The sequence below is a fragment of the Lysobacter silvisoli genome (assembly GCF_003382365.1).
Classification (GTDB): domain Bacteria; phylum Pseudomonadota; class Gammaproteobacteria; order Xanthomonadales; family Xanthomonadaceae; genus Lysobacter; species Lysobacter silvisoli.
Genome location: NZ_QTSU01000001.1, coordinates 1194224 through 1213939, shown reverse-complemented (window position 1 = coordinate 1213939; position 19716 = coordinate 1194224). Strand labels below are relative to the sequence as shown.

The window sequence follows — 19716 nt, the reverse complement described above, 5'->3', positions numbered from 1 at the left end:
ATGCGAAGTGCAGGGATGCTCGTCTGCCTGCTGCTGGTCTCAGCAACAGCCGCCGCCCAGATCCGCGCCGTGGAGCCCAAGCCGCGCCCGCGCATGGCCGCCCCGAAACAGCCGACACCGCTGACCCAAACCGACCTGCGCTGCGAGCGCTACGAATGGGGGCATCAAAAGACGATCTGCCAGGAACTGGAGCGCCAGATGTTCCAGGACTTGCCGCATCGCCTGGGGCGGCCGATCGCCGCCAGCGAGGTCGTGTACCTGCCAGAACGCGGCACGCCGGACGCCAACGCCATGGGCTTGGCGTGCATCGGCGGCCAGGCGATGCGCCGGTTGAAGAACGGGTGGGAGCAACTGCGCGGGAGCAATGGAGGCTGGGTTCGCTGTCGCTCGAATTGAGGGCTGGGTGGCGGCGAGTGATCCAGAATTGGCGCAGGAGGGCTACGAGAAGCCGATGAGCAGGCCTAAGACAGGCCCGAACGGCGCGAAGGGCGCGGCGTAGGAGGTGTGGGTTCCAGAGATCTATTACTTCGCATAATGCATATTATGTAAATCGAAGAATGGCCAATCCAAGCAAGCCCTTAGCGTATTAACCCCGATCCAGCGCCTGGCGCCTGCGGCCCCCTCACCGCTCATGCTTCGACCGCCCAGCCCGACTCGGCACCAGCGTATCCAGCGAGATCGCCCCGAACCGCTGCAGGAACAAATCTTCCGCCTGCGACATGGTGTCCTTGAGCGCTTCGTTGACGTTGCGTTCGATCTTGCAGTCCGGCCGGTCCGAGCGGTTGCCGATCGCGAACAGCGTCGGCTGTCCCAGCGCCTGGTAGACGTCCAGCAGCGAAATCTGGCTCAGCGGGCGGGCCAGCTTCCAGCCGCCGCCTTGCCCTCGCCCGGCCTGGACGTAGCCGGCATTGCGCAGGCCCGCCATGGTGCGGCGGAACACCGCGGGGTTGGTGCCGATGCTCTGGGCCAGCACCTCGGACGTCACCGGTTCCTCGACCTGGTCCAGGTGCAGCAGCACGTGCAACACGTCAGACAAGCGCGTGTCCTTCATAGCGTCTCCCTAACCGCAGGATAAGCGGCCCCGGCCGCAGCGTTGACCCTGCCCGCATCAATATGTATCTTTGAAAGAAACAAAACGTGTGCCCCATTACGTAGCTCTTATTGATACACACTCAGGAGCCTCCATGTCGGGGTTCAGCCGAGATACGTGTAAAAATGCCCCATAGAATTTCATTTCCTCCGTGAAATCATCGAGTTGCCGGATTTTTTTGGGCGCTTGAATTATCGACGGGTTCGGGCCGCAGCTGCGCCAGCAACTGCTCCAGCGTGGTCAAACGTACGCCGGCGCGCAACGCCTCGGCCTCGGCCTGTTCGCGACGCTCCCGCTCCTTCGTTAGATCGGCGCGAGTGGCGGCGAACTCCGCCCGTACGGTCTCCAGGGTCTGGGTATCTTGCGCCCAGCGCGTTTGCAGGGCCTGGTGCTCGGCAGCCGTAAGCCGCAGCGCGTCCAGTTCCTTTTGCTGGGCCTCGATGCCCCGGCGGGCGTCCGCCAGTTCCCGTTCCATTCTTCCATGTCGCTCCAGCCACTGGCTGTTGTCGCGGTTGAGCTGCAGCAATTCGTGGTTCTTGGCGGTCAGGGTTTCGTTGGCCTGCCGTAGCGCGACCTGCAGTTCCTGCACCTGGTGCTCGTGGCGGCGTTGCTCCTGTTCGCGCTGCTCCTTCACCGAGGTCCGGTAGTGTTCCAACGCTTCGCGGGCGTGCTGGTGCTTCTGCTCCAACGATTGGGCATGGGCCTCGTGCTCGGCCAGGCGCGTGGTCAGGCCGGCGATGCGTTCGCCGAGTTGCGCGACTTCCGTCACTCGCTCGGCCAAGGTCTGCCGAATGGCGGCGTGTGCGGTCTGTTCTTCGTGGAAGGCGGTTTCGGTGCGCTGGAGCTGGGCGCTCAGCGCGCCTGCTTCCTGCTGGGCGCGTTCCAGCGCCTGGCCACGTTCCTGCAGCTGCGCTTCAAATCGCTGCCGGGCCTCGGTGACGATCGCTTCGGCTTCCTCGTGCAGGCGCCCGGCCAGTCGGCCGACCAGGTCCTGCAGGGCCTCGCTGACCGCGACCTTGGCGCCCGGGCCTTGCCCTTCCTCTTCTTCCAGCTCCTTCAGGTAGCGGTGGATCGTGGTCTTGGAGCCGGTGTTGCCCAGCGCCACCCGCACCGCGTCCACCGACGGGTGCTTGCCCTGTGCGCGCAACGCGTCGCGGGCTTTCTGTACATCGCTCTTGTACAACCCGCCGCGGGCCATGGCCGTCTCCTCAGACGATTTCGTAATGTATTACATACCACGTAATTACATACCAATCAAATTATGGAGATCGGTATAATTCAACTATAAATTCAGACGGGATAATAGTGGTTTATCCCGCCTGATACCGCCCAGACGGCAAATGGCGCCCGTCAGGTAGTACGGAACCGCCATTCCCAGGAACTTTTCGGACTCGCCGCGCTTCCAAGCGGCAGTCAGCAGTACACTCACTCGGCAATGTCACCATCCTTGGCCCCTCTCACGCGTAACCTGTCCGTGGCGCCCGCTCGCCACGGCGTCGTGTTGCGCCGCGAGGCCCGCCGATGAAACTGCGCGCATTCCGGACTCGTTCGCTCCGCCTCCGCTTTGCGTGGCTGGCACTGCTGGCGTTGCTGTTCCAGCAGGCCGCGCTCGCCGCTTATGCATGCCCGATCAGCGAAACGCCGCCAGCGCCGCAGATGGTGATGGCGGGCTGCGAAGGCATGGAAATGCCCGATCCGCAGGCACCAGCCCTATGCGACCAGCACTGCCTGCGCGACCACGTCACCAGCCCGGATCTCAAAGCACCACAGGTACCGGCGCTGGCCCTGCCGCCATTGCACTTCGCCATGACCGAGGCGTTGCTGCCGCCGGTGCAGGCCCAGTACTACGAAGACGTGCCCACCTGCCGGTCCGATCCTCCGCCGGCACAACGCTTCTGTAGCCTGCAGATCTAGACCCCGAACGCGACTCATTCCCGCGCTGCCGATCCCGGCGGCGCGCTCGTCGTTGCGTGTTCGGAGGTCTCATGTCCTTTCCTTTCTCGCTGCACCGCAGGTGCAGCGCCTGCCGTTGGCCCACGTGGGTGCTGGCCCTTGGCTTCATTCTCGCTCCCGCCTGGTCCTTCGCGGCCGGCATCTCGTTCGATGACGCACAGCGCCTGGCGGCCGAGCGCGCTCCTCTCCTCAAGGCGCGCCAGTCGCAAATCGCGGCCACACAGGAAGAAGCGGTCCGCGCTGCCGCCTTGCGCGACCCCAAACTGACGCTGGGCTTGGCGAATTGGCCGGTCACCGGCGCCGACGCGTTCGACTTCCGCGCCGATGACATGACCATGAAGCAGATCGGCGTGATGCAGGAATTTCCGGCTCGCGCCAAACGCCAGGCGCGGCAGGCCGTGGCCGATCGCGGCATCGAGCAAGCTGAAGCGCTCTCGGTTGCCGAGCGGTTGGCGGTTCGGCGCGGCGCCGCCGAAGCCTGGATTGCTCTGTGGGCGGCCCAACTCGAAGTGGTGGCACTGCAGACCCTGCGCGAACCGGCTTCCGTCGCTATACGCACCGCCAAGGCACGGCTCGCCGGCGGCACCGGCACGGTAACCGACACTCTGGCCACGCAAGCCGCAGCGCTTGAACTGGAGAATCGGATCGATGCCGCGGAGGCCTCGCTGGAGGCCGCTCGTGCCGGACTGGCGCGGTGGCTGGGTGTGGATCCAGCGGATGTGGAAGCCGAGGACGCACCGCCCGCGTTGACGGAACTGCCCGTCGCTCCGGCCGCGCTGCTGACCTCGATTGACCGCCAAGGACCGCTGCTGCCGTGGCGTTCGCGCGAAGCCCTGGCCGAAGCCGAAGTCGATGCCGCCATTGCGGAAAAACGGCCGGACTGGAGCCTCGGCATGACCTACGGGCAACGCGACCGGACGCCGAACGGCGTGTCGCGCAGCGACATGCTGATGGTCGAGTTTGCCATCGACTTGCCGCTGTTCCCGGGCAATCGGCAGGACCGGGGCGTGTCAGCTAAGCGCGCCGAGCTCGACGCCGTGGCGGCCGAGCGCGAGGACGCGCGTCGCGTCCAGACCGAAACCGTCCGCCGCGCCCTGGCCGAGTGGCAGGGCCTGCAGCGCCAGGTCGCCCGCAAGGAAACCGAATCCCTCCCGCTGGCCCGCGATCGCGCGAAGACCGCGCTGACCGCCTACGCCGGCGGCGGCGACTTGCAGCCGTGGCTGCAAGCGCGCCGCGATGAAATCGAACTGCACATCGAACACGCCCGCCACTTGGGCGAACTCGGCCGCGCCTGGGCGGCGTTGGCTTACCTGCTGCCCGAGGAGAGCACACCGTGACGTCCACGAGGATCCGTTTGATATTGGCGGCCACCGCCGTTGCGCTGTTGGCCGTGGGGCTCGGCACCGGCTACTGGTGGGCGCAACGCCGAGCCGGTCATGGCATGTCGACGACTGCCGCGCCGATGGCGAGCCAAGCCGAGCGCAAGGCTCTGTACTGGTACGACCCGATGGTGCCGGACCAGCACTTCGACCAACCCGGCAAGTCGCCTTTCATGGACATGCAGTTGGTGCCCAAATACGCCGACGAAGTCGCTGGCGGCGGTGTGCGCATCGACGCCGGCCTGCAGCAGAACGTCGGCATTCGCACCGCGCACGTCGAAGTCAGCCACCTGACATCCACCGTGCGCGTACCGGGCACATTGACCTGGGATCTGCGCCAGGAATCGGTGGTGAGCGCCCGCGTCGAAGGCCTCGTGAGCCGCGTGCAGGTGAAAGCCCCGTACACGCAGGTCACGCGAGGCCAGCCACTCGCCTCGCTGCTGGCGCCGAGCTGGAGCAGTGCGCTGGCCGAAGCCCAGGCGCTGCGGCAGGCGCAGTCTGCTTCAGCACGCGAACTGCAAACGGCCGCGCAGCAACGCCTGCGCGTGCTCGGCGTACCGAGCGGGATGGCCCGCGATGGCAGCGTGACATTGAGCGCGCCCAGCCACGGCGTCGTCACCGAGGTGCTCGCCCGCGAAGGCCAGGCGGTGATGCCGGGCACGCCGCTGTTCCGCGTCAACGGAACCGACACGCTCTGGCTGGAAGCGGCGATTCCGCAGGCCAGCGCGATGTCCCTGCATCCCGGCACCCCGGTCGAAGCGACGGTCACCGCCGTACCAGGCCAGACCTTCCCCGGCGAAGTCGAAGCGTTGTTGCCGCAGGTCGATATCGCCAGCCGCACGCAGCGGGCGCGCATCGTGCTGCGCAATCCCGACGGCGTGCTTGCCCCCGGCATGTTCGCCGAAGTGACGCTGCAACCGCAGGCCGGCGCGGCAGTGGCGCTGGTACCGACCGAGGCACTGATCGCCACCGGTGCCGACAGCCGGGTGATCGTGCAAAACGCCGACGGCAGTTTCCGTCCTGTGCGCGTGCGTACCGGGCGCAGTGGTGGTGGGCGCACTGAGGTCCTTGCCGGGCTGCAAGGCGGCGAACGTGTGGTCGTGTCTGGTCAGTTCCTGATCGACTCGGAGGCCAGCCTGTCGGGTGCCCTGGAACGCTTGAGTGCGCCAGAAGCTGTGTCGCCGGCGAAAGCACCGCCGGCAGAGGGACCGAACACCGGCAGCGCGCCGGTGCCGTCGAAAGCTGCCTCTACTCCCACCGCGCGCTCATGCCCGGTGCAGTACTGGTACGACCCGATGAAGCCGGACCAGCACTTCGACAAGCCCGGCAAGTCGCCCTTCATGGACATGCAGCTGGTGCCGAAATTCGCGCCGGGCGCGGATACCGATTGCACTGTCCGCGATGTGCTGTCCGCCGATGCGGAGACGCAGCCATGATCGCCCGGCTGATCCAGACCTGCATCGCCAACCGCGTGCTGGTGCTGATGGCGGCGGTGCTGCTCGCCATCGCCGGTCTGTGGTCCGTGCGGCACACGCCGCTGGATGCGCTGCCGGACCTATCCGACACCCAGGTGATCATCCGCACCCAGTGGCCCGGTCAGACGCCGCGCATCGTCGAGGACCAGGTCACCTATCCGCTGGCGACGACGATGCTGTCGGTGCCGGGCGTGAAGGCGGTGCGCGGGTTCTCGTTCTTCGGCGATTCCTTCGTCTACATCCTGTTCGACGACGCCACCGATCTGTACTGGGCGCGTTCGCGCGTGCTCGAATACCTGAGCCAGGTCCGCGACCGCTTGCCACAGGGCGTGAGCCCCGCGCTGGGCCCGGACGCCACCGGTTTGGGTTGGATCTATCAGTACGCGCTGGTCGATCGCACCGGCCAGCATGATCTGGGCCAACTGCGCGCCTTGCAGGATTGGTTCCTGCGCTACGAGCTCAAGACCATTCCCGATGTGGCCGAGGTCGCGAGTGTCGGCGGCGCCGTGCGTGCCTGGCAGATCATCCCCGACCCGCAGGCGCTGGCCGCCCGTGGCCTCACCGTGGCGCAATTGATCGAGGCGGTCGATGCGGCCAACGGCGCTACCGGCGGTTCGGTCATCGAACAAGGCGAAGCCGAGTTGATGGTGCGCAGCGAAGGCTACCTGCGCAGTCAGGAAGCCTTCGAGCAGGTGCCGATCAGCACCGCGGATGGCGTGCCGGTGCTGCTGGGCGAGGTCGCTACGATCACTCGCGGCCCGACTTTCCGCCGTGGCATCGCCGAACTGGACGGCGAAGGCGAAGTCGCCGGCGGTGTGATCGTGCTGCGCACGGGCAAGGACGCGCTGACCGCGATCGAGAACGTCAAGGCGCGATTGAAGACGTTGCAGACCAGCCTGCCCAAGGGCGTGGAGATCGTGCCGGTCTACGACCGCTCCGAACTGATCCATGAGGCGGTGCGCAACCTCACCCACAAGCTCGGCGAGGAGTTCCTGGTGGTGGCGCTGGTGTGCGCGCTGTTCCTCTGGCACCTGCGTTCGGCGCTGGTGGCGGTGATCACGCTGCCGCTGGGCGTGCTGGCCGCGTTCATCGTGATGCGTTACCAGGGCATCACCGCCAACCTGCTGTCGCTGGGCGGTATCGCCATTGCGATCGGCGCCATGGTCGATGCGGCGGTGGTGATGATCGAGAACGCGCACAAGCATCTGGAGCATTGGCGCGAGGAACACGGCAGTGAGCCCGAAGGCGAAGCACGCTGGCAGCTGATGGCGCAGGCCGCGACCGAAGTCGGCCCGGCGCTGTTCGCCAGCCTGCTGGTGATCACGCTGTCGTTCGTGCCGGTGTTCGCGCTGCAAGCGCAGGAAGGCCGGCTGTTCTCACCGCTGGCGTACACCAAGACCTATGCGATGGCGGCCGCGGCCGGCCTGTCGGTGACGCTGATTCCGGTACTGATGGGCTACCTGATCCGCGGCCGCATCCGCCCCGAGCAGGAAAACCCGATCAACCGGGTGCTGATCGCCGGCTACCGGCCGGTACTGGATTGGGTGCTGCGGCATCCGCGACTGACCCTGGGCTTGAGCGGCCTCCTGCTGGTACTGACTCTGATTCCGTACAGCCGTATCGGCAGCGAGTTCATGCCACCGTTGGAGGAAGGCACGCTGCTGTACATGCCCACCGCGCTGCCCGGTTTGTCGGCGGATAAGGCGCGGCAATTACTGCAACTGTCCGACCGCATGATCAAGACCGTGCCCGAGGTCGCGCACGTGTTCGGCAAGGCCGGTCGCGCCGACACCGCCACCGATCCGGCCCCGATCGAGATGTTCGAGACCACGGTGACGTTCAAGCCGCGCGACCAGTGGCGGCCGGGCATGACGCCTGAAAAGCTGCGTGCCGAACTCGACGCCGCAGTGAAGGTGCCCGGTCTGACGAACCTGTGGGTACCGCCGATTCGCAACCGTATCGACATGCTCGCCACCGGCATCAAGAGTCCGATTGGCGTCAAGGTGTCGGGGCCGGACATCGGCGTGATCGAGCGGCTCAGCAGCGAGGTCGAGCGCGTGGCCAGGACCGTGCCGGGCGTGAGTTCGGCCTTGGCCGAACGTGTTACCGGTGGGCGCTATGTCGACGTGCGCATCCGGCCGGAGGTTGCGGCGCGCTATGGCTTGAGCCAGGCCGACCTGCAGCAGCTCATCGCCACCGTCGTGGGCGGCGATCCGATCGGCGAGACCATCGAAGGCCGCGAGCGCTATCCGATCGTGCTGCGTTACCCACGCGAGCAGCGCGATTCGCTGACCGCGCTGATGCAGTTGCCGCTGGTTGCGCCCGGTGGCGTGCAGCTCACCCTGGGCCAGGTGGCTGACGTGTCGCTCAGCCCGGGGCCACCGATGCTCAAGAGCGACAATGGCCGCCTGGTCGGCTACGTCTATGTCGATGTTGCCGGCCGCGATCTGGGCTCGGTGGTCGCCGACCTGCAACGCGCCGTCGCCGCACAAATGAAGCTGCCGCCGGGTTACGGCATCGCGTGGTCGGGCCGGTACGAGTATCTGCAGCGCGCATTGGCGCGCTTGCAGTGGGTGGTGCCGGCAGCGCTCGCGATCATTTTCCTGGTGATCTGGCTCGTGTTCCGCCGCTTCGGCGAGGTCGCGATCATCCTGCTCAGTCTGCCCTTGGCGCTGGTCGGTGGGCTATGGTTGATCTGGTTGCTCGGGCACGCGGTGTCGATCGCGACGATGATTGGTTTCATCGCGCTGGGCGGCGTCGCCGCCGAGTTCGGCGTGATCATGCTGCTGTACCTGCGCCAGGCCTGGGAGCGGCGCATCGCCGCCGGTGAGCCGGCCACCCTCGCCACGCTGGAAGCGGCCATCCGCGAAGGCGCCGTGCTGCGCGTGCGGCCCAAGGCCATGACCGTGGCCGTGATCCTGGCCGGCCTGTTCCCGCTGTTCGTCGGCAGTGGCGCCGGTTCGGAAGTCATGCAGCGCATCGCCGCGCCGATGCTCGGCGGCATGGTCACCGCGCCCTTGCTGTCGATGCTGGTGATTCCGGCCGCGTTCCTGCTGCTGCGCGGTCGATTCCTGCCTCGTCCCATTTCGCCCGCCGCCAAAGCGGGCACCGCAACATGAGCGCCGCGTCCGTTCCGCTCACCCCTCGAATTGGAGATCCATCATGAAACGTTTTCTCTTCATTGCTTTCCTTACTCTCGGCGTTGGTTTGCTGAGTGCCTGTGCCTCGTTGTATCCGGCCAATCGCCTCGGCACGGTTGCATCCGTGTCGGATGGTGACCTGCAGGTCTGCCTGGATCCACGCGCTTCGTCCCTGGCGGCCGGGCAGGAAGTCCAACTGGTGCGCCGTCAGCAAGTAGGCAACCCGAAGTTCGCGCCTACATTCCGCGACTATCGTGTCGGTACGGCACGGATTGGCACGGACGTGTCTGGGCGCTGCATGGCTGCCTCGCTCGTCCAGGGCAAGGTGCGCCGGTACGACCAGGTGTTCCCTGCACCGGTCGATACCACGCCCAGATGAGATCGCGTTGTCGTTTCGTGGCGGCCGAAAACGCCGCCACTGCGTGTTGTTCAAATCCCGCTCAACCAACCAAAGGAGCTCCACATGAAACTTCAAGCCATTGTGTTTTCCACCGTCCTGCTGGCCGCCTGTTCGCAACAACCGGGCAGCACCGAGGAACAACCCATGCCCGAGGCAACTCAGCAGCCGATGCCGAATGACGCACCGTCCGCCGGCGCAACAACGGCCGCCGACATGCAGATGTCCGAAGCCGAGCACAAGCAAATGGCCGGCGACGCGCAGGCGGCCACGATGGCGATGGCCACCGGCACCGTCGAGTCGGTGGATGCCGGCACGGGCAAGATCACCATCGCCCACGGCCCGGTCGAGGCCTTGAAATGGCCGGCGATGACCATGGCGTTCAAGGCATCGCCGGAACAGGTGGCGTCGGTGAAGCCCGGTCAGAAGGTGGAATTCGAGTTCGAGTCCAAGGGCATGGACAGCACCATCACCCGCATCGCGCCGATGAAATAGGCCGCCATCTCACCTACGGCTCTACTTCTTTTCGATCAGTCCGCGCGAAATATCGATCGTGTGCGGAATCGGCCCGGGGTCCTGGAACTGCAAGTCCACCTCGTCGATACCGAACCGCTCGCGCAGGACGGTGGCGATCGTGTCGCGGACGTTGGTCTGGTCGACATCGGGGGCCGCCACCGTGAGGGTGGCGGCCAGGCCCGTGCCAGCCACAGACCGATACAGGCGCAGCGAGTCCACCGCCTTCACGCCGGAGTGGACGAACATCGCCATGCGCACGGTTTCGATATCGACTTCGTGCATCTGCTTTCCCTCGCGGGCTTCAGACCTGCGCCGACTCAGTGCGATCCCGGTGCACCCAGCGATACAGCACCGGCAGCACCAGCAGGGTTAACGCGGTCGAGGACAGGATGCCACCGATGACCACCGTCGCCAGTGGACGTTGCACTTCCGAACCGGCGCCGACGTTGAAGGCCATCGGCAGGAAACCGAGCGAAGCCACCAGCGCGGTCATCAGCACCGGCCGCAACCGGCCCAGCGCGCCATCGCGGACCGCATTCTCCAGCGGATCGCCTTGCTCGCGCAGGCGACGGATGAAGGCGATCATCACCAGGCCATTAAGCACCGCCACGCCAGACAAGGCGATGAAGCCGACGCCGGCGGAAATCGACAGCGGAATGCCGCGCAGCGCCAAGGCGATCACGCCGCCGGTCAGCGCCAGCGGCACGCCGCTGAACACGATCGCCGCGTCCTTGGCTGAGCCAAAGGCCATGAACAGCAGCGCGAAGATGATGGCCAACGTCACCGGCACTACCACCGCCAGCCGCTGGCTGGCCGAGATCAACTGCTCGAAGGTGCCGCCGTAGTCGACCCAGTAGCCCTCGGGCAGCTTCACATCGCGCCCGATGCGCGTGCGCAGTTCTCCGACGAAGCCGCCCAGGTCGCGCTCGCGCACGTTGGCGGTGATCACCACGCGACGCTTGCCGTTCTCGCGGTTGACTTGGTTCGGACCGCGCTGCACCTCGATCCGGGCGACCTCGCGTAAGGGCACCGTGCGCGGCGCGCCGCTGCGCCAGGTCGCGACGCGGCTGGATTCGTCGGCGTCGGCATCAATGGTGGCCGGTAACGGGATCGGCAGATCGGCCAGCACTGCCGGGTCCTGCCGCAGTGATTCGGGCAGACGCACCACCAGGTCGAAGCGGCGATCGCCCTCGAACAGCTGTCCGGCAACGGTGCCGCCGACAGCCGTGGCGACGGTGTTTTGCACGTCTCCCGGGTTCAGACCGTAGCGCGCCAGCGCAGCCGGATCGGGCGTGACGGTGAGCAGCGGCAGGCCGGTGACCTGTTCGGCCTTTACGTCCTCGGCACCGGGCACCTGACGCATGACCCGTTCGATGCGCGTGGCCACCCGCGTCAGGCGCTCCAGATCATCGCCGTACACCTTCACCGCCACGTCCGCACGCACGCCAGAGATCAGCTCGTTGGTGCGCATCTGGATGGGCTGGGTGAACTCGTAGTTGCTGCCGGGAATCTCGCGGGCCGCGGCTTCCAGCTCCTCGATCAGCTCCGTCTTGGGCTTGCGCGGATCAGGCCATTGCTCGCGCGGCTTGAGCATCAGGAAGGTATCGGCCATCGACGGTGGCATCGGGTCGGTGGCCACCTCGGCCGTGCCGATCTTGGAGAACACGTTGGCCACCTCGGGGAACTGCCGCATCCGCAGCTCCAGCGTCTTCTGCATGGCCACCGACTGCTCCAGGCCTGTGCCCGGAATGCGCAGCGGCTGCAGGGTGATGTCGCCTTCATCCAGGCTCGGCACGAACTCCGAGCCCAGGCGCGTCGCCAGCAAGCCGCTGCCGAGCACCAGTACCGCAGCGCCAACCAGAACCGCCACGCGCTGGCGCAATGCCCACTCCAGCAGTGGCGTATAGCGGGCGCGCGACCAGCGCATCAATCGGTTGTCGTGCTCAGCCACGCGTCCGCGCAGGAAGGTCGCGATCGCCGCCGGCACGAAGGTCAGCGACAGTATCATCGCGCCCGTCAGCGCCAGCACGACGGTGATGGCCATCGGGTGGAACATTTTGCCCTCCACGCCCGACAGCGCGAAGATCGGCAGGTACACCGCGGCGATGATGCCCAGGCCGAACAAGCTGGGCCGGATCACTTCGGTCGTGGCCGAGGCCGTCACGTCGAAGCGTTCCTCGTCGTTGAGTTCGCGGCCGAGCGCATGCTGCGCCTCGCCGAAGCGGCGCAGGCAGTTCTCGATGATGATCACCGCACCGTCGACGATCAGGCCGAAGTCGAGCGCGCCCAGGCTCATCAGATTGCCTGAGACGCCGCCACGGACCATGCCGATGATGGTGAACAGCATGGCCAGCGGAATCACCGCCGCCGTGATCAACGATGCGCGGACGTTCCCCAGCAGCAGGAACAGCACCAGCATCACCAGCAATGCGCCTTCGATCAGGTTCTTGGCGACCGTGCCGATGGTGCGGTCGACCAGCGTGGTGCGATCGTAGACCGGCTTGGCGTGCACCCCCGCCGGCAGGCTGGCGTTGGCGGCCTCCAGTTTCGCAGCCGCGGCGCGGGACACCTCGCGGCTGTTGGCGCCGAACAGCATGAAAGCGGTACCGACCACCACCTCGTGACCGTTCTGGGTGGCCGCGCCGGTGCGCAGATCCTTGCCTTCGGCCACGGTCGCGACATCGCGCACCCGGATGGGCACGCCGTCGCGCCGATCCAGCACGATGTTGCCAATCGCCTTGAGGTCCGCGAGTTGGCCGGGCACGCGCACGAGGAACTGCTGGCCGTTGCGTTCGATGTAGCCGGCGCCGATGTTCTGGTTATTGCGGTCCACGGCCTGAACCACATCATCCAGCGTGAAGCCCAAGGCCACGAGCTGCGCGGGATCCGGAGTGATGTGGATCTGCCGCTCGAAGCCGCCGATGGTATTGACCTCAGTCACGCCTGGCGTGTTGCGCAACTGCGGCCGGATCACCCAATCCTGCAGGGTGCGCAGGTCGGTGGCCGTGTACGGCGTGCCGTCGGGTTTGCGGGCATCGGGCTCGGCCTCCACGGTGTACATGAAGATCTCGCCCAGGCCGGTCGCGATGGGACCGAGTTCCGGGTCCAGGTCCCCGGGCAACTGCGAGGCAATCTGCTGCAGGCGTTCGGCGACCTGTTGGCGGGCGAAATACAGATCGGTGCCATCCTGGAACACGACGGTGACCTGCGAGAGGCCATAGCGCGACAGCGAGCGGGTGTAGTCCAGCTTCGGCAACCCGGCCATCGCCGTTTCGATCGTGTAGGTCACGCGCTGTTCGGCCTCCAGCGGTGAGTAGCCCGGTGCCTGCGTGTTGATCTGGACTTGGACGTTGGTGATATCGGGCGTGGCGTCGATCGGCAGGTGCCGGTAGCTCCACACGCCCAGCGCGATCAGCGCGGCGGTAAGCACCAGCATCAGCCAGCGGTGGCGAATGGCGAAACGAATGAGGCGTTCCAGCATGGCCGCGCTCACTCCTCTTCTTCGACGGTGGACTTTTCGATGTCCGCCTTGACCAGGAAGCTTTGCGCCACGACCACGTGCTCACCGGCCTTGAGGCCCTCCAGTACTTCCACGCGCTCGGCATCGCGCCGACCCAGCGTCACCGGCCGGGTGCGATACGTGTCGCCTTGCTGCACGTAAACGACATCCCGGTCTTCGGCGGTCTGCAAGGCGGTGATCGGCACCACCAGCGTCACTGGCTGACGATCCACGGTGACACGAGCTTTCACCGCCGAGCCTGGGCGCCACAAACCATCGACATTGACCACGGTGGCCCGGGCGACCGTGCTCTGGCTTGCGGTCGCCGTCCCCGGCAGCACGCGCTCCAGCGTGGTATTCGCGGACACGCCATCACTCAGGCGCGTCACGGTCACCGGTACTCCGGCACTGATGTGCTGGGCGTCGGCACCGAAGATGTGCAGGTCCACCCACAGCGTGGACAGATCGGCGATCTCGAACAGCGGCGCGCCTTCAACCGCGGACATGCCCACCGCGGCTGTGCGGGCCATGACCACGCCATTGATCGGCGCGGTGATCGAATACGTCGTCAGGCTCAGGTTGCTCTCGACGCTCGCCAGCACCTGGCCGGCGCGCACGCGGTCGCCAACGCCGGCGCGCACCGAACGCACCGGTCCCGGGAACCGTGCGGTCACCTGCGCAACGCGTCCTTCGACGGGAGTCAGCAAGCCTTGTACTTCGTGCTCGTCGGCGATGATGCCGGGACCGGCGGCGGCGATGCGAATGCCGGCGGCGTGCGCGGTCTTGGCCGGAATCGTGGTGTGCTGCGGCGCTTCTTCGTGCTCGCCCACTTCCTGGGCTTCGGCGGTCTCGGGCTCGGGCGCCGAGGCGCTGCAGGCGGCCAACAACACGACCAGGCCCAAGGCGGGCCAACGCGGATGGATCATGGGGCGATATCTCCAGACGAAGCGGCTGTCGGCGCGGTCACGAGCGCCTGACCGGTCAGGCGCTGGATTTCGATCAGGGCGCGCTGCGCATCGAGCGCGACATCGAGTTGTTGCTGACGGACCGCGGTCCGCTCGGATTGCAGTTGCGCCCATTCCAGGTAGCTGATGGCGCCTGCGCGGTAGGCGCGCTCGGCGGCCTGTTCGGCGCGAGCGAGCTTGGGCAGCACGTCCTGCTGCAAGCGCGCTACTTCGACCTGCGCTGCGGTGTAACGACCGTGCGCCTCGACCAGCGTCGAGTACAGCGACAGGCCCTTGGCCTCCCGCTCGATCGACAAAGCTTCCCGTTCGGCGTCGGCGGCGCGGATTTCCGGTTGCGCGCGGGCGCGGCTACCAAGCGGCATCGACACCCCCGCCACGAGGGCGGTGTCGTCGCTTTCCTGCAGCCGTCGGATACCGACTTGCCATTCCAGGTCCGGCGTCGCCGCCGTGCGCGCCAGCTGCAGGCGCGCTTCGGCAATGCGGCGCTCGCCGGCGAACTGGGCGAGTTCGGGGGTGCGTTCCAGCTCGGCTGCCAGCGTTTGCAACGGTGAGATGGTCGGCAAGGCCAGCGGCTCGCCGGCGACCGAGTCGAAGGTGGGGGCGCGTTCGCCCCAGAGTGCGGCCAGGTGCTGGCGGGCGGCCGTTCTCTGTTGCTCGGCCCGGTCGCGTGCGAGTTCGGCTCGGGCCAGTGCCGCCTGTGCCGTGAGAAGCACCGATTCCGGCGAGGCGCCGGCCTGAAGTCGCCGCCGCGCCGCTGCCACGGTGCGCTGACGTTGCGCCATGTCGGCCTCCGCCAGCGTCCGGCTACGCTCCGCGGCCACGACCGCCAAGTAACGCCGCGCGGTCTCGGCCAGCAGATCCAGCCGGCGGGATTCCCGCTGCACGGCCATCGCATCAATGCGGCTTTGCGCCAGGGTGCGCCGGGCGTCCAGTTTGCCGCCGCGCTCCAGGACCGAGGCCAGCGTCAGGGTCAACTCCGCGCTGTCCAAACCACGGGCATGACCTGTGCCGAACGCGTTCTCGACCTCGGCGCCGGCGATCCAGGGCGGGCGTTGCTCGGCCCGCTCGCGCTCGGCGGCCAACACCACCGTGCGAGCCTCCACCCAACGAATCTCCGGGTGCATCTGCGCCACGCGAGCAATGGCGTCATCCAAGGTCAAACGTTGTGCGGCCTGGGCCTGTATACCCAGGGCACTGCAGATTGCGATCAGCGTTGCCGCGAAGCGGCGACGTAACGTCCGCCAGCGCCTCACGCCTTGGCCTCACGTTGGGCGCGGCGCGCATCACCCAGGATCTCGACGGCTTCCTTGATCACATACAAGCCGATCAGTGCGCCGATAACGAAATCCGGATACGGGGAATCCAGCCACAGCACCAGCACACCGGCCAGGATCACGCCGAGGTTGGCCACCACGTCGGCGCGGGTGAAGAGCCAGGTCGCCCGCAGATGCACCTCGCCGGATTTCAGTGGCGCCAACATGCGCAGCACACTCACGTTGACCGCCAGCGACAACAGTGCGGTGCCGATCATCCAGCTACTGAGCGGCTCGGCGCCGTACATGACCCGTCGACCGACCTCGACCAGCACGCCGATGCCCAACACCAGCAAGATGCTGCCGCTGAGCCAGGCCGCATTGGCCTTGAAGCGGGCCGTTCGCCCGATCGCGATCAAGCCGATCGTGTAGGCGGTGGCATCGGACAGCATGTCCAGCGCATCGGCGAGCAAGCCGGTGGATTGCGCGATCCAGCCGGCGATGCCGCCAATGACCGCCATCGCGGCGTTGAGTCCCAGAGCGATCCATAGCACCCGACGTTCGCGGGAATTCTTGGCTTCGTGGTGGCAGCCGCAGTCACTCATTGATCTATCCCTCTTGCTTGGGTCTTGGGGCTATGTGCCGGTACCGGTGCGGACCGGGTGTTGACGATGAATCCGACCACCGCGGCGATGGCCACGACCACCTGTGCCAGCAACGATTGCCAGGACGGATACATGCCCAGCCATTCGATGCGCGGCGCCTGCACCAAGGCCTGGGATACCCAACCGGCCTCTTGCAGGGCGGCGATGCCCTTGCCGACGAGGATGACCGCCAGTACCGCGATCAGGATCGAACTGATCGAGAAGAACCGGCCGATCGGCAGGCGCTTGCTCACGCGCAACATCCAGAACGCCACGGCGGCCAGGACCACGCTGCCCGCCACCAGACCCGCGAGGATGGCGGCGGAGGCCTGTTCGCTCCACATCGCGATGTAGAACAGGATCGTCTCGAACACCTCGCGGTACACCGCCACGAACGCGAGCACGAACAGGAAGACCGCCGAGCGCCGCGATAACGCCGCCGACAGCTTCGCGTGCAGGTAGTGCTGCCAGCGGCCAGCCAGGCTCTTCTGGTGCATCCAGATGCCCACGCTCAGGAGCACGGCGGCGGCGAACAACGCCGACACGCCTTCGGTCACTTCGCGGTTGGCGCCGCTGATGTCCACCAGGTAGGTCGCCGCCGCCCATGTCACCGCGCCGGCCAGCAAGGCGCCGGCCCAACCGGCATGCACATAGGGCAGCACTTCGCGGCGCTCGGCTTTGCGCAGGAACGCGATCATGCCGATCACGATCAGCAGTGCTTCCAGCCCCTCGCGCACAAGAATGGTGAAGCTGCCGAGAAAGGCAGTGGTCGTGTCCGTGTGCGAATCCTGCAGTACCGCCTCGGCGCGATCGAACAGTGCATTGATCTTTGTCGCCTGCGCGGCGATGTCCGCTGGGGCCGTTCGGCGCCCTAATTGGGTGCGATAGCGGGCCATGGCGGTTTCGATGTCGCGCAGCAGTGCCGTGTTGCGCGCGGCCAATGTCGGCTCGATCGGCTCCACGCCATCGAGGTAGGCCGACAACGCCAACGTCGTGGCTTGTGCGATATCGCCGGCGGCGTAGGCATGCTGGCTGTCGGCCAGTCGCTGCCGGGCCAATGCCAGCGGACCGGCGCCGGCCACCGGTTCGTTGACGGCCTGCGGCCGGGAACGCAGGTAGGCAACGATGGCGTTGGCCTGTGTCGCGGGCAGACTCGTCGCAAGGTCGGCTTCGCGGGTGCGGGTCAGCGCTTCCAGCGTGGGGATGCGGCCATGCGCGTCGGCATTCTTGCGCCATAGCGCCTCACCGTCGGCACGGGCCTGCGGCGAGTACGCCAGGCTGCCCACATAGAACGCCAGCGCCCAGCGGTCAGCGTCGGGCAATCCAGCGAAGCTGGCCATGCCGGTGCCCGGCACGCCCTGCGAGATCACCTCGTACAGCGCCAGCGGCGTGCGCTGGGCGGCGCGGTCGGCATCGGTGAAAGCGATCGGCGGCGGATCCAGCCCGGCGGCGGCCGGACCGTCGCCGCGTCCACTTGGGCCGTGACAGGCCGCGCATTGCTGGGCGTAGAGCGCCGTGGCTCGTGTCGGTTCCGGCGGAGAGGTCGGCACCGCCCCGATGGGGTAGTCGGCCAGCAGGTCGTCGGCCAGCCCGCGGGCGAGCGCCGCGACTTGCGCAGGTTCGGCCTTGGTGGCCACCGCCACCGCCAGCCGGTCGGCCTGCGCCAGCAGCGCCGGCTGTTTCGGGGTCGCAGGCAAGCTCGCCAGTTGCGTGCGGACCGCACCGGCGAACTCCTGCATCTCGGCGTATTCGCTGGGGGCAACGACACGGCCGCCCTGGACGGCGCCGGCATAGTCCACCGCGATGTAGTCGAGCATCTGCCAGGTCTGGCGTGGGTTGGCTGCCGGCGATTCGGCGCGGACCGGCAGCAGCGCGGCCCACCCGAGCAGAAGGGCGAAGAGACTGGATCGAATCAGGGTAATCGGCAGGGGCATGGGCACGAACGCAGCAGGCCGCGGCCGGGGTGGCAGCGGGCACAGGCTCAGCGTAAAGTCCGTAGCCACTACAGAGTCAAGCAGAATGCGAATGAAAATCAGTGAAGCTGCCGTCGCCAGCGGCTGCCACCTGGAAACCATCCGCTACTACGAACGGGTCGGACTGATGCCACCACCGACGCGAACGGGGAGCGGCTACCGCGCCTACACGCCGGGCGACGTCGAACGGCTGCGCTTCATCACCCGTGGGCGCGAGCTGGGTTTCAGTCTGGAGGAGATCCGCAGCCTGTTGCGCTTGAACGACGATCCGAAGCTGTCGTGCGGCAACGTCGATGTGCTGGCCCGGGCGCACCTGGCCGACATCCATCAGCGGATCGAGGCGCTGACCCGAATGGCCAGCGAGTTGGAGGGCGTGATCGCCCAGTGCGCGGGCGGCGAGCGCGGCACCTGCACCATCCTGGGGGCGCTGCGGCACCCGGGCAACGATTCGACTTCGTGCACCGATCCGGTGTGCCGCCCATGACATTGGAACGGTACCTGGAGGCCGCCGAGCGCGAGAACACGCAGCGCAGCTACGCCTCGGCGCTGCGGCACTTCGAGGTCGAATGGGGCGGCCACCTGCCGGCCACGCCGGACAGCGTGGCCCGCTACCTGGCTGATCATGCCGCACAGTTGGCCAACAACACGTTGCGACAGCGGCTGGCCGCTCTCGCGCACTGGCACCGCGAGCACGGGTTCGTCGATCCAACCCGGGCGCCACTGGTGCGCAAAGTGCTCAAGGGCATCCAGACCGTGCACCCTTCGGTCGAGACCCAGGCTGAGCCACTGCAACTGACCCGGCTAGCCCAGGTGGACGACTGGCTTGCGGGCGCGATCACGGCGGCGCGAGACCGCGGCGATTATGCGGACGAACTGCGCCATCGCCGGGACCGATCGCTGATCCTGCTGGGCTTCTGGCGCGGCTTCCGTGGCGATGAGTTGATCCGCGTACAAGTCGAACACCTGCGCCTGGTCCCGGGCGAAGGCATGACCTGCTTCCTGCCGCGCAGCAAGGGTGACCGCCAGGCATTGGGTACCACCTACAAGGTGCCGGCGCTGTCGCGGTTGTGCCCAGTGATGGCAACCGCCGAATGGACGGCTGCGGCCGAGCTCACGCAGGGGCCGGTGTTCCGCGGCATCGACCGCTGGGGGCGCGTCAGCGAAACGCCGCTGCATCCCAACAGCCTGATTCCACTGCTGCGCCGCTTGCTCACCGCGGCGGGGCTCCCGGATGCGGCGGATTACAGCAGCCACTCCCTGCGCCGCGGCTTCGCCGGCTGGGCCAATGCCAACGGCTGGGACGTGAAGGCGTTGATGGAATACGTCGGCTGGCGCGACGTGCACTCGGCCATGCGCTACCTCGACGGCAGCGACCCGTTTGCGCGCCAGCGCATCGAGGCGAGCTTGCCGCCGCCGGCGTTACCCGCACCCT

The 19716-nt window shown here is 67.0% G+C and carries 16 protein-coding genes and 1 pseudogene; 9 read left to right on the top strand and 8 right to left on the bottom strand.

Annotated features, from left to right (window positions below; translation table 11 throughout):
- Positions 1 to 15: 15 nt before the first annotated feature.
- Positions 16 to 396, top strand: a complete 381-nt coding sequence (locus tag DX914_RS05355) for a hypothetical protein (RefSeq protein ID WP_115857996.1) — start codon at positions 16 to 18, stop codon at positions 394 to 396.
- Positions 397 to 622: 226 nt separating this feature from the next.
- On the opposite strand, the gene DX914_RS05350 is transcribed toward DX914_RS05355, so the two are convergent.
- Both DX914_RS05350 and DX914_RS05345 read right to left on the bottom strand, forming a co-directional pair.
- Positions 623 to 1051, bottom strand: a complete 429-nt coding sequence (locus DX914_RS05350) for an Rrf2 family transcriptional regulator (RefSeq protein WP_115857995.1) — start codon at positions 1049 to 1051, stop codon at positions 623 to 625.
- Between the two features lie 196 nt (positions 1052 to 1247).
- Positions 1248 to 2288: a DNA-binding protein gene (locus DX914_RS05345; protein ID WP_115857994.1), complete on the bottom strand. Its 1041-nt coding sequence runs from the start codon at positions 2286 to 2288 to the stop codon at positions 1248 to 1250.
- A gap of 323 nt (positions 2289 to 2611) precedes the next feature.
- Between DX914_RS05345 and DX914_RS05340 the strand changes: the two genes are divergently transcribed.
- The 6 genes from DX914_RS05340 (at position 2612) to DX914_RS20525 (ending at position 9929) form a co-directional block, all read left to right on the top strand.
- Entirely contained in the window at positions 2612 to 3004 is a 393-nt protein-coding gene (locus DX914_RS05340) for a hypothetical protein (RefSeq protein ID WP_115857993.1), read from the top strand.
- Positions 3005 to 3075: 71 nt separating this feature from the next.
- Positions 3076 to 4380 (top strand): TolC family protein, encoded by a 1305-nt coding sequence (locus tag DX914_RS05335; protein ID WP_115857992.1) that lies wholly within the window; start codon positions 3076 to 3078, stop codon positions 4378 to 4380.
- The gene (locus DX914_RS20535) at positions 4377 to 5858 is read left to right on the top strand and encodes an efflux RND transporter periplasmic adaptor subunit (RefSeq protein WP_115857991.1); all 1482 of its coding nucleotides are present in this window, start codon (positions 4377 to 4379) and stop codon (positions 5856 to 5858) included. The genes DX914_RS05335 and DX914_RS20535 overlap by 4 nt, the downstream gene beginning before the upstream one ends.
- Entirely contained in the window at positions 5855 to 9016 is a 3162-nt protein-coding gene (locus DX914_RS05325) for an efflux RND transporter permease subunit (protein WP_115857990.1), read from the top strand. The genes DX914_RS20535 and DX914_RS05325 overlap by 4 nt, the downstream gene beginning before the upstream one ends.
- Positions 9017 to 9059: 43 nt before the next feature.
- Positions 9060 to 9416, top strand: coding sequence for a hypothetical protein (locus tag DX914_RS19980; RefSeq protein ID WP_147300606.1), 357 nt, complete (start codon positions 9060 to 9062; stop codon positions 9414 to 9416).
- Positions 9417 to 9500: 84 nt separating this feature from the next.
- On the top strand, positions 9501 to 9929 hold the full coding sequence (locus DX914_RS20525; RefSeq protein WP_231118149.1) for a copper-binding protein: 429 nt from the start codon (positions 9501 to 9503) through the stop codon (positions 9927 to 9929).
- Between the two features lie 21 nt (positions 9930 to 9950).
- Here the strand turns inward: DX914_RS20525 and DX914_RS05315 are convergent, their stop codons facing one another.
- Genes DX914_RS05315 through DX914_RS05290 form a run of 6 tightly spaced genes read right to left on the bottom strand, consistent with a single transcriptional unit; the run spans position 9951 to position 18245 of the window.
- Positions 9951 to 10232, bottom strand: a complete 282-nt coding sequence (locus DX914_RS05315) for a hypothetical protein (protein WP_115857989.1) — start codon at positions 10230 to 10232, stop codon at positions 9951 to 9953.
- A gap of 19 nt (positions 10233 to 10251) precedes the next feature.
- On the bottom strand, positions 10252 to 13431 hold the full coding sequence (locus tag DX914_RS05310) for an efflux RND transporter permease subunit (RefSeq protein WP_115859139.1): 3180 nt from the start codon (positions 13429 to 13431) through the stop codon (positions 10252 to 10254).
- 8 nt (positions 13432 to 13439) lie between these two features.
- On the bottom strand, positions 13440 to 14375 hold the full coding sequence (locus DX914_RS05305) for an efflux RND transporter periplasmic adaptor subunit (protein WP_115857988.1): 936 nt from the start codon (positions 14373 to 14375) through the stop codon (positions 13440 to 13442).
- Positions 14372 to 15625: a TolC family protein gene (locus DX914_RS05300; protein ID WP_231118223.1), complete on the bottom strand. Its 1254-nt coding sequence runs from the start codon at positions 15623 to 15625 to the stop codon at positions 14372 to 14374. Before DX914_RS05300 ends, DX914_RS05305 begins: the two co-directional genes overlap by 4 nt.
- 38 nt (positions 15626 to 15663) lie before the next feature.
- On the bottom strand, positions 15664 to 16272 hold the full coding sequence (locus DX914_RS05295; protein ID WP_115857986.1) for a cation efflux transmembrane domain-containing protein: 609 nt from the start codon (positions 16270 to 16272) through the stop codon (positions 15664 to 15666).
- On the bottom strand, positions 16269 to 18245 hold the full coding sequence (locus tag DX914_RS05290) for a cytochrome c/FTR1 family iron permease (protein WP_115857985.1): 1977 nt from the start codon (positions 18243 to 18245) through the stop codon (positions 16269 to 16271). Before DX914_RS05290 ends, DX914_RS05295 begins: the two co-directional genes overlap by 4 nt.
- Before the next feature lie 85 nt (positions 18246 to 18330).
- Here DX914_RS05290 and DX914_RS05285 point away from each other — a divergent pair, with 85 nt between their 5' ends.
- A complete protein-coding gene (locus DX914_RS05285; RefSeq protein ID WP_231118148.1) occupies positions 18331 to 18768 on the top strand; it encodes a MerR family transcriptional regulator in 438 nt (145 codons plus the stop codon).
- A pseudogene (locus DX914_RS05280) lies at positions 18765 to 19715 on the top strand (tyrosine-type recombinase/integrase); the annotation flags it as partial. The gene DX914_RS05285 and the pseudogene DX914_RS05280, both read left to right, overlap by 4 nt.
- Between the last annotated feature and the right edge of the window lies 1 nt (position 19716).

What these genes read in the sequence shown, in the direction of transcription:
- DX914_RS05355 (WP_115857996.1), top strand. Translation starts at nt 16, where the DNA reads ATGCTCGTCTGCCTGCTGCTGGTCTCAGCAACAGCCGCCGCCCAGATC.
- DX914_RS05350 (WP_115857995.1), bottom strand. Translation starts at nt 1,051, where the DNA reads ATGAAGGACACGCGCTTGTCTGACGTGTTGCACGTGCTGCTGCACCTG.
- DX914_RS05345 (WP_115857994.1), bottom strand. Translation starts at nt 2,288, where the DNA reads ATGGCCCGCGGCGGGTTGTACAAGAGCGATGTACAGAAAGCCCGCGAC.
- DX914_RS05340 (WP_115857993.1), top strand. Translation starts at nt 2,612, where the DNA reads ATGAAACTGCGCGCATTCCGGACTCGTTCGCTCCGCCTCCGCTTTGCG.
- DX914_RS05335 (WP_115857992.1), top strand. Translation starts at nt 3,076, where the DNA reads ATGTCCTTTCCTTTCTCGCTGCACCGCAGGTGCAGCGCCTGCCGTTGG.
- DX914_RS05325 (WP_115857990.1), top strand. Translation starts at nt 5,855, where the DNA reads ATGATCGCCCGGCTGATCCAGACCTGCATCGCCAACCGCGTGCTGGTG.
- DX914_RS19980 (WP_147300606.1), top strand. Translation starts at nt 9,060, where the DNA reads ATGAAACGTTTTCTCTTCATTGCTTTCCTTACTCTCGGCGTTGGTTTG.
- DX914_RS20525 (WP_231118149.1), top strand. Translation starts at nt 9,501, where the DNA reads ATGAAACTTCAAGCCATTGTGTTTTCCACCGTCCTGCTGGCCGCCTGT.
- DX914_RS05315 (WP_115857989.1), bottom strand. Translation starts at nt 10,232, where the DNA reads ATGCACGAAGTCGATATCGAAACCGTGCGCATGGCGATGTTCGTCCAC.
- DX914_RS05310 (WP_115859139.1), bottom strand. Translation starts at nt 13,431, where the DNA reads ATGCTGGAACGCCTCATTCGTTTCGCCATTCGCCACCGCTGGCTGATG.
- DX914_RS05305 (WP_115857988.1), bottom strand. Translation starts at nt 14,375, where the DNA reads ATGATCCATCCGCGTTGGCCCGCCTTGGGCCTGGTCGTGTTGTTGGCC.
- DX914_RS05295 (WP_115857986.1), bottom strand. Translation starts at nt 16,272, where the DNA reads ATGAGTGACTGCGGCTGCCACCACGAAGCCAAGAATTCCCGCGAACGT.
- DX914_RS05290 (WP_115857985.1), bottom strand. Translation starts at nt 18,245, where the DNA reads ATGCCCCTGCCGATTACCCTGATTCGATCCAGTCTCTTCGCCCTTCTG.
- DX914_RS05285 (WP_231118148.1), top strand. Translation starts at nt 18,331, where the DNA reads ATGCGAATGAAAATCAGTGAAGCTGCCGTCGCCAGCGGCTGCCACCTG.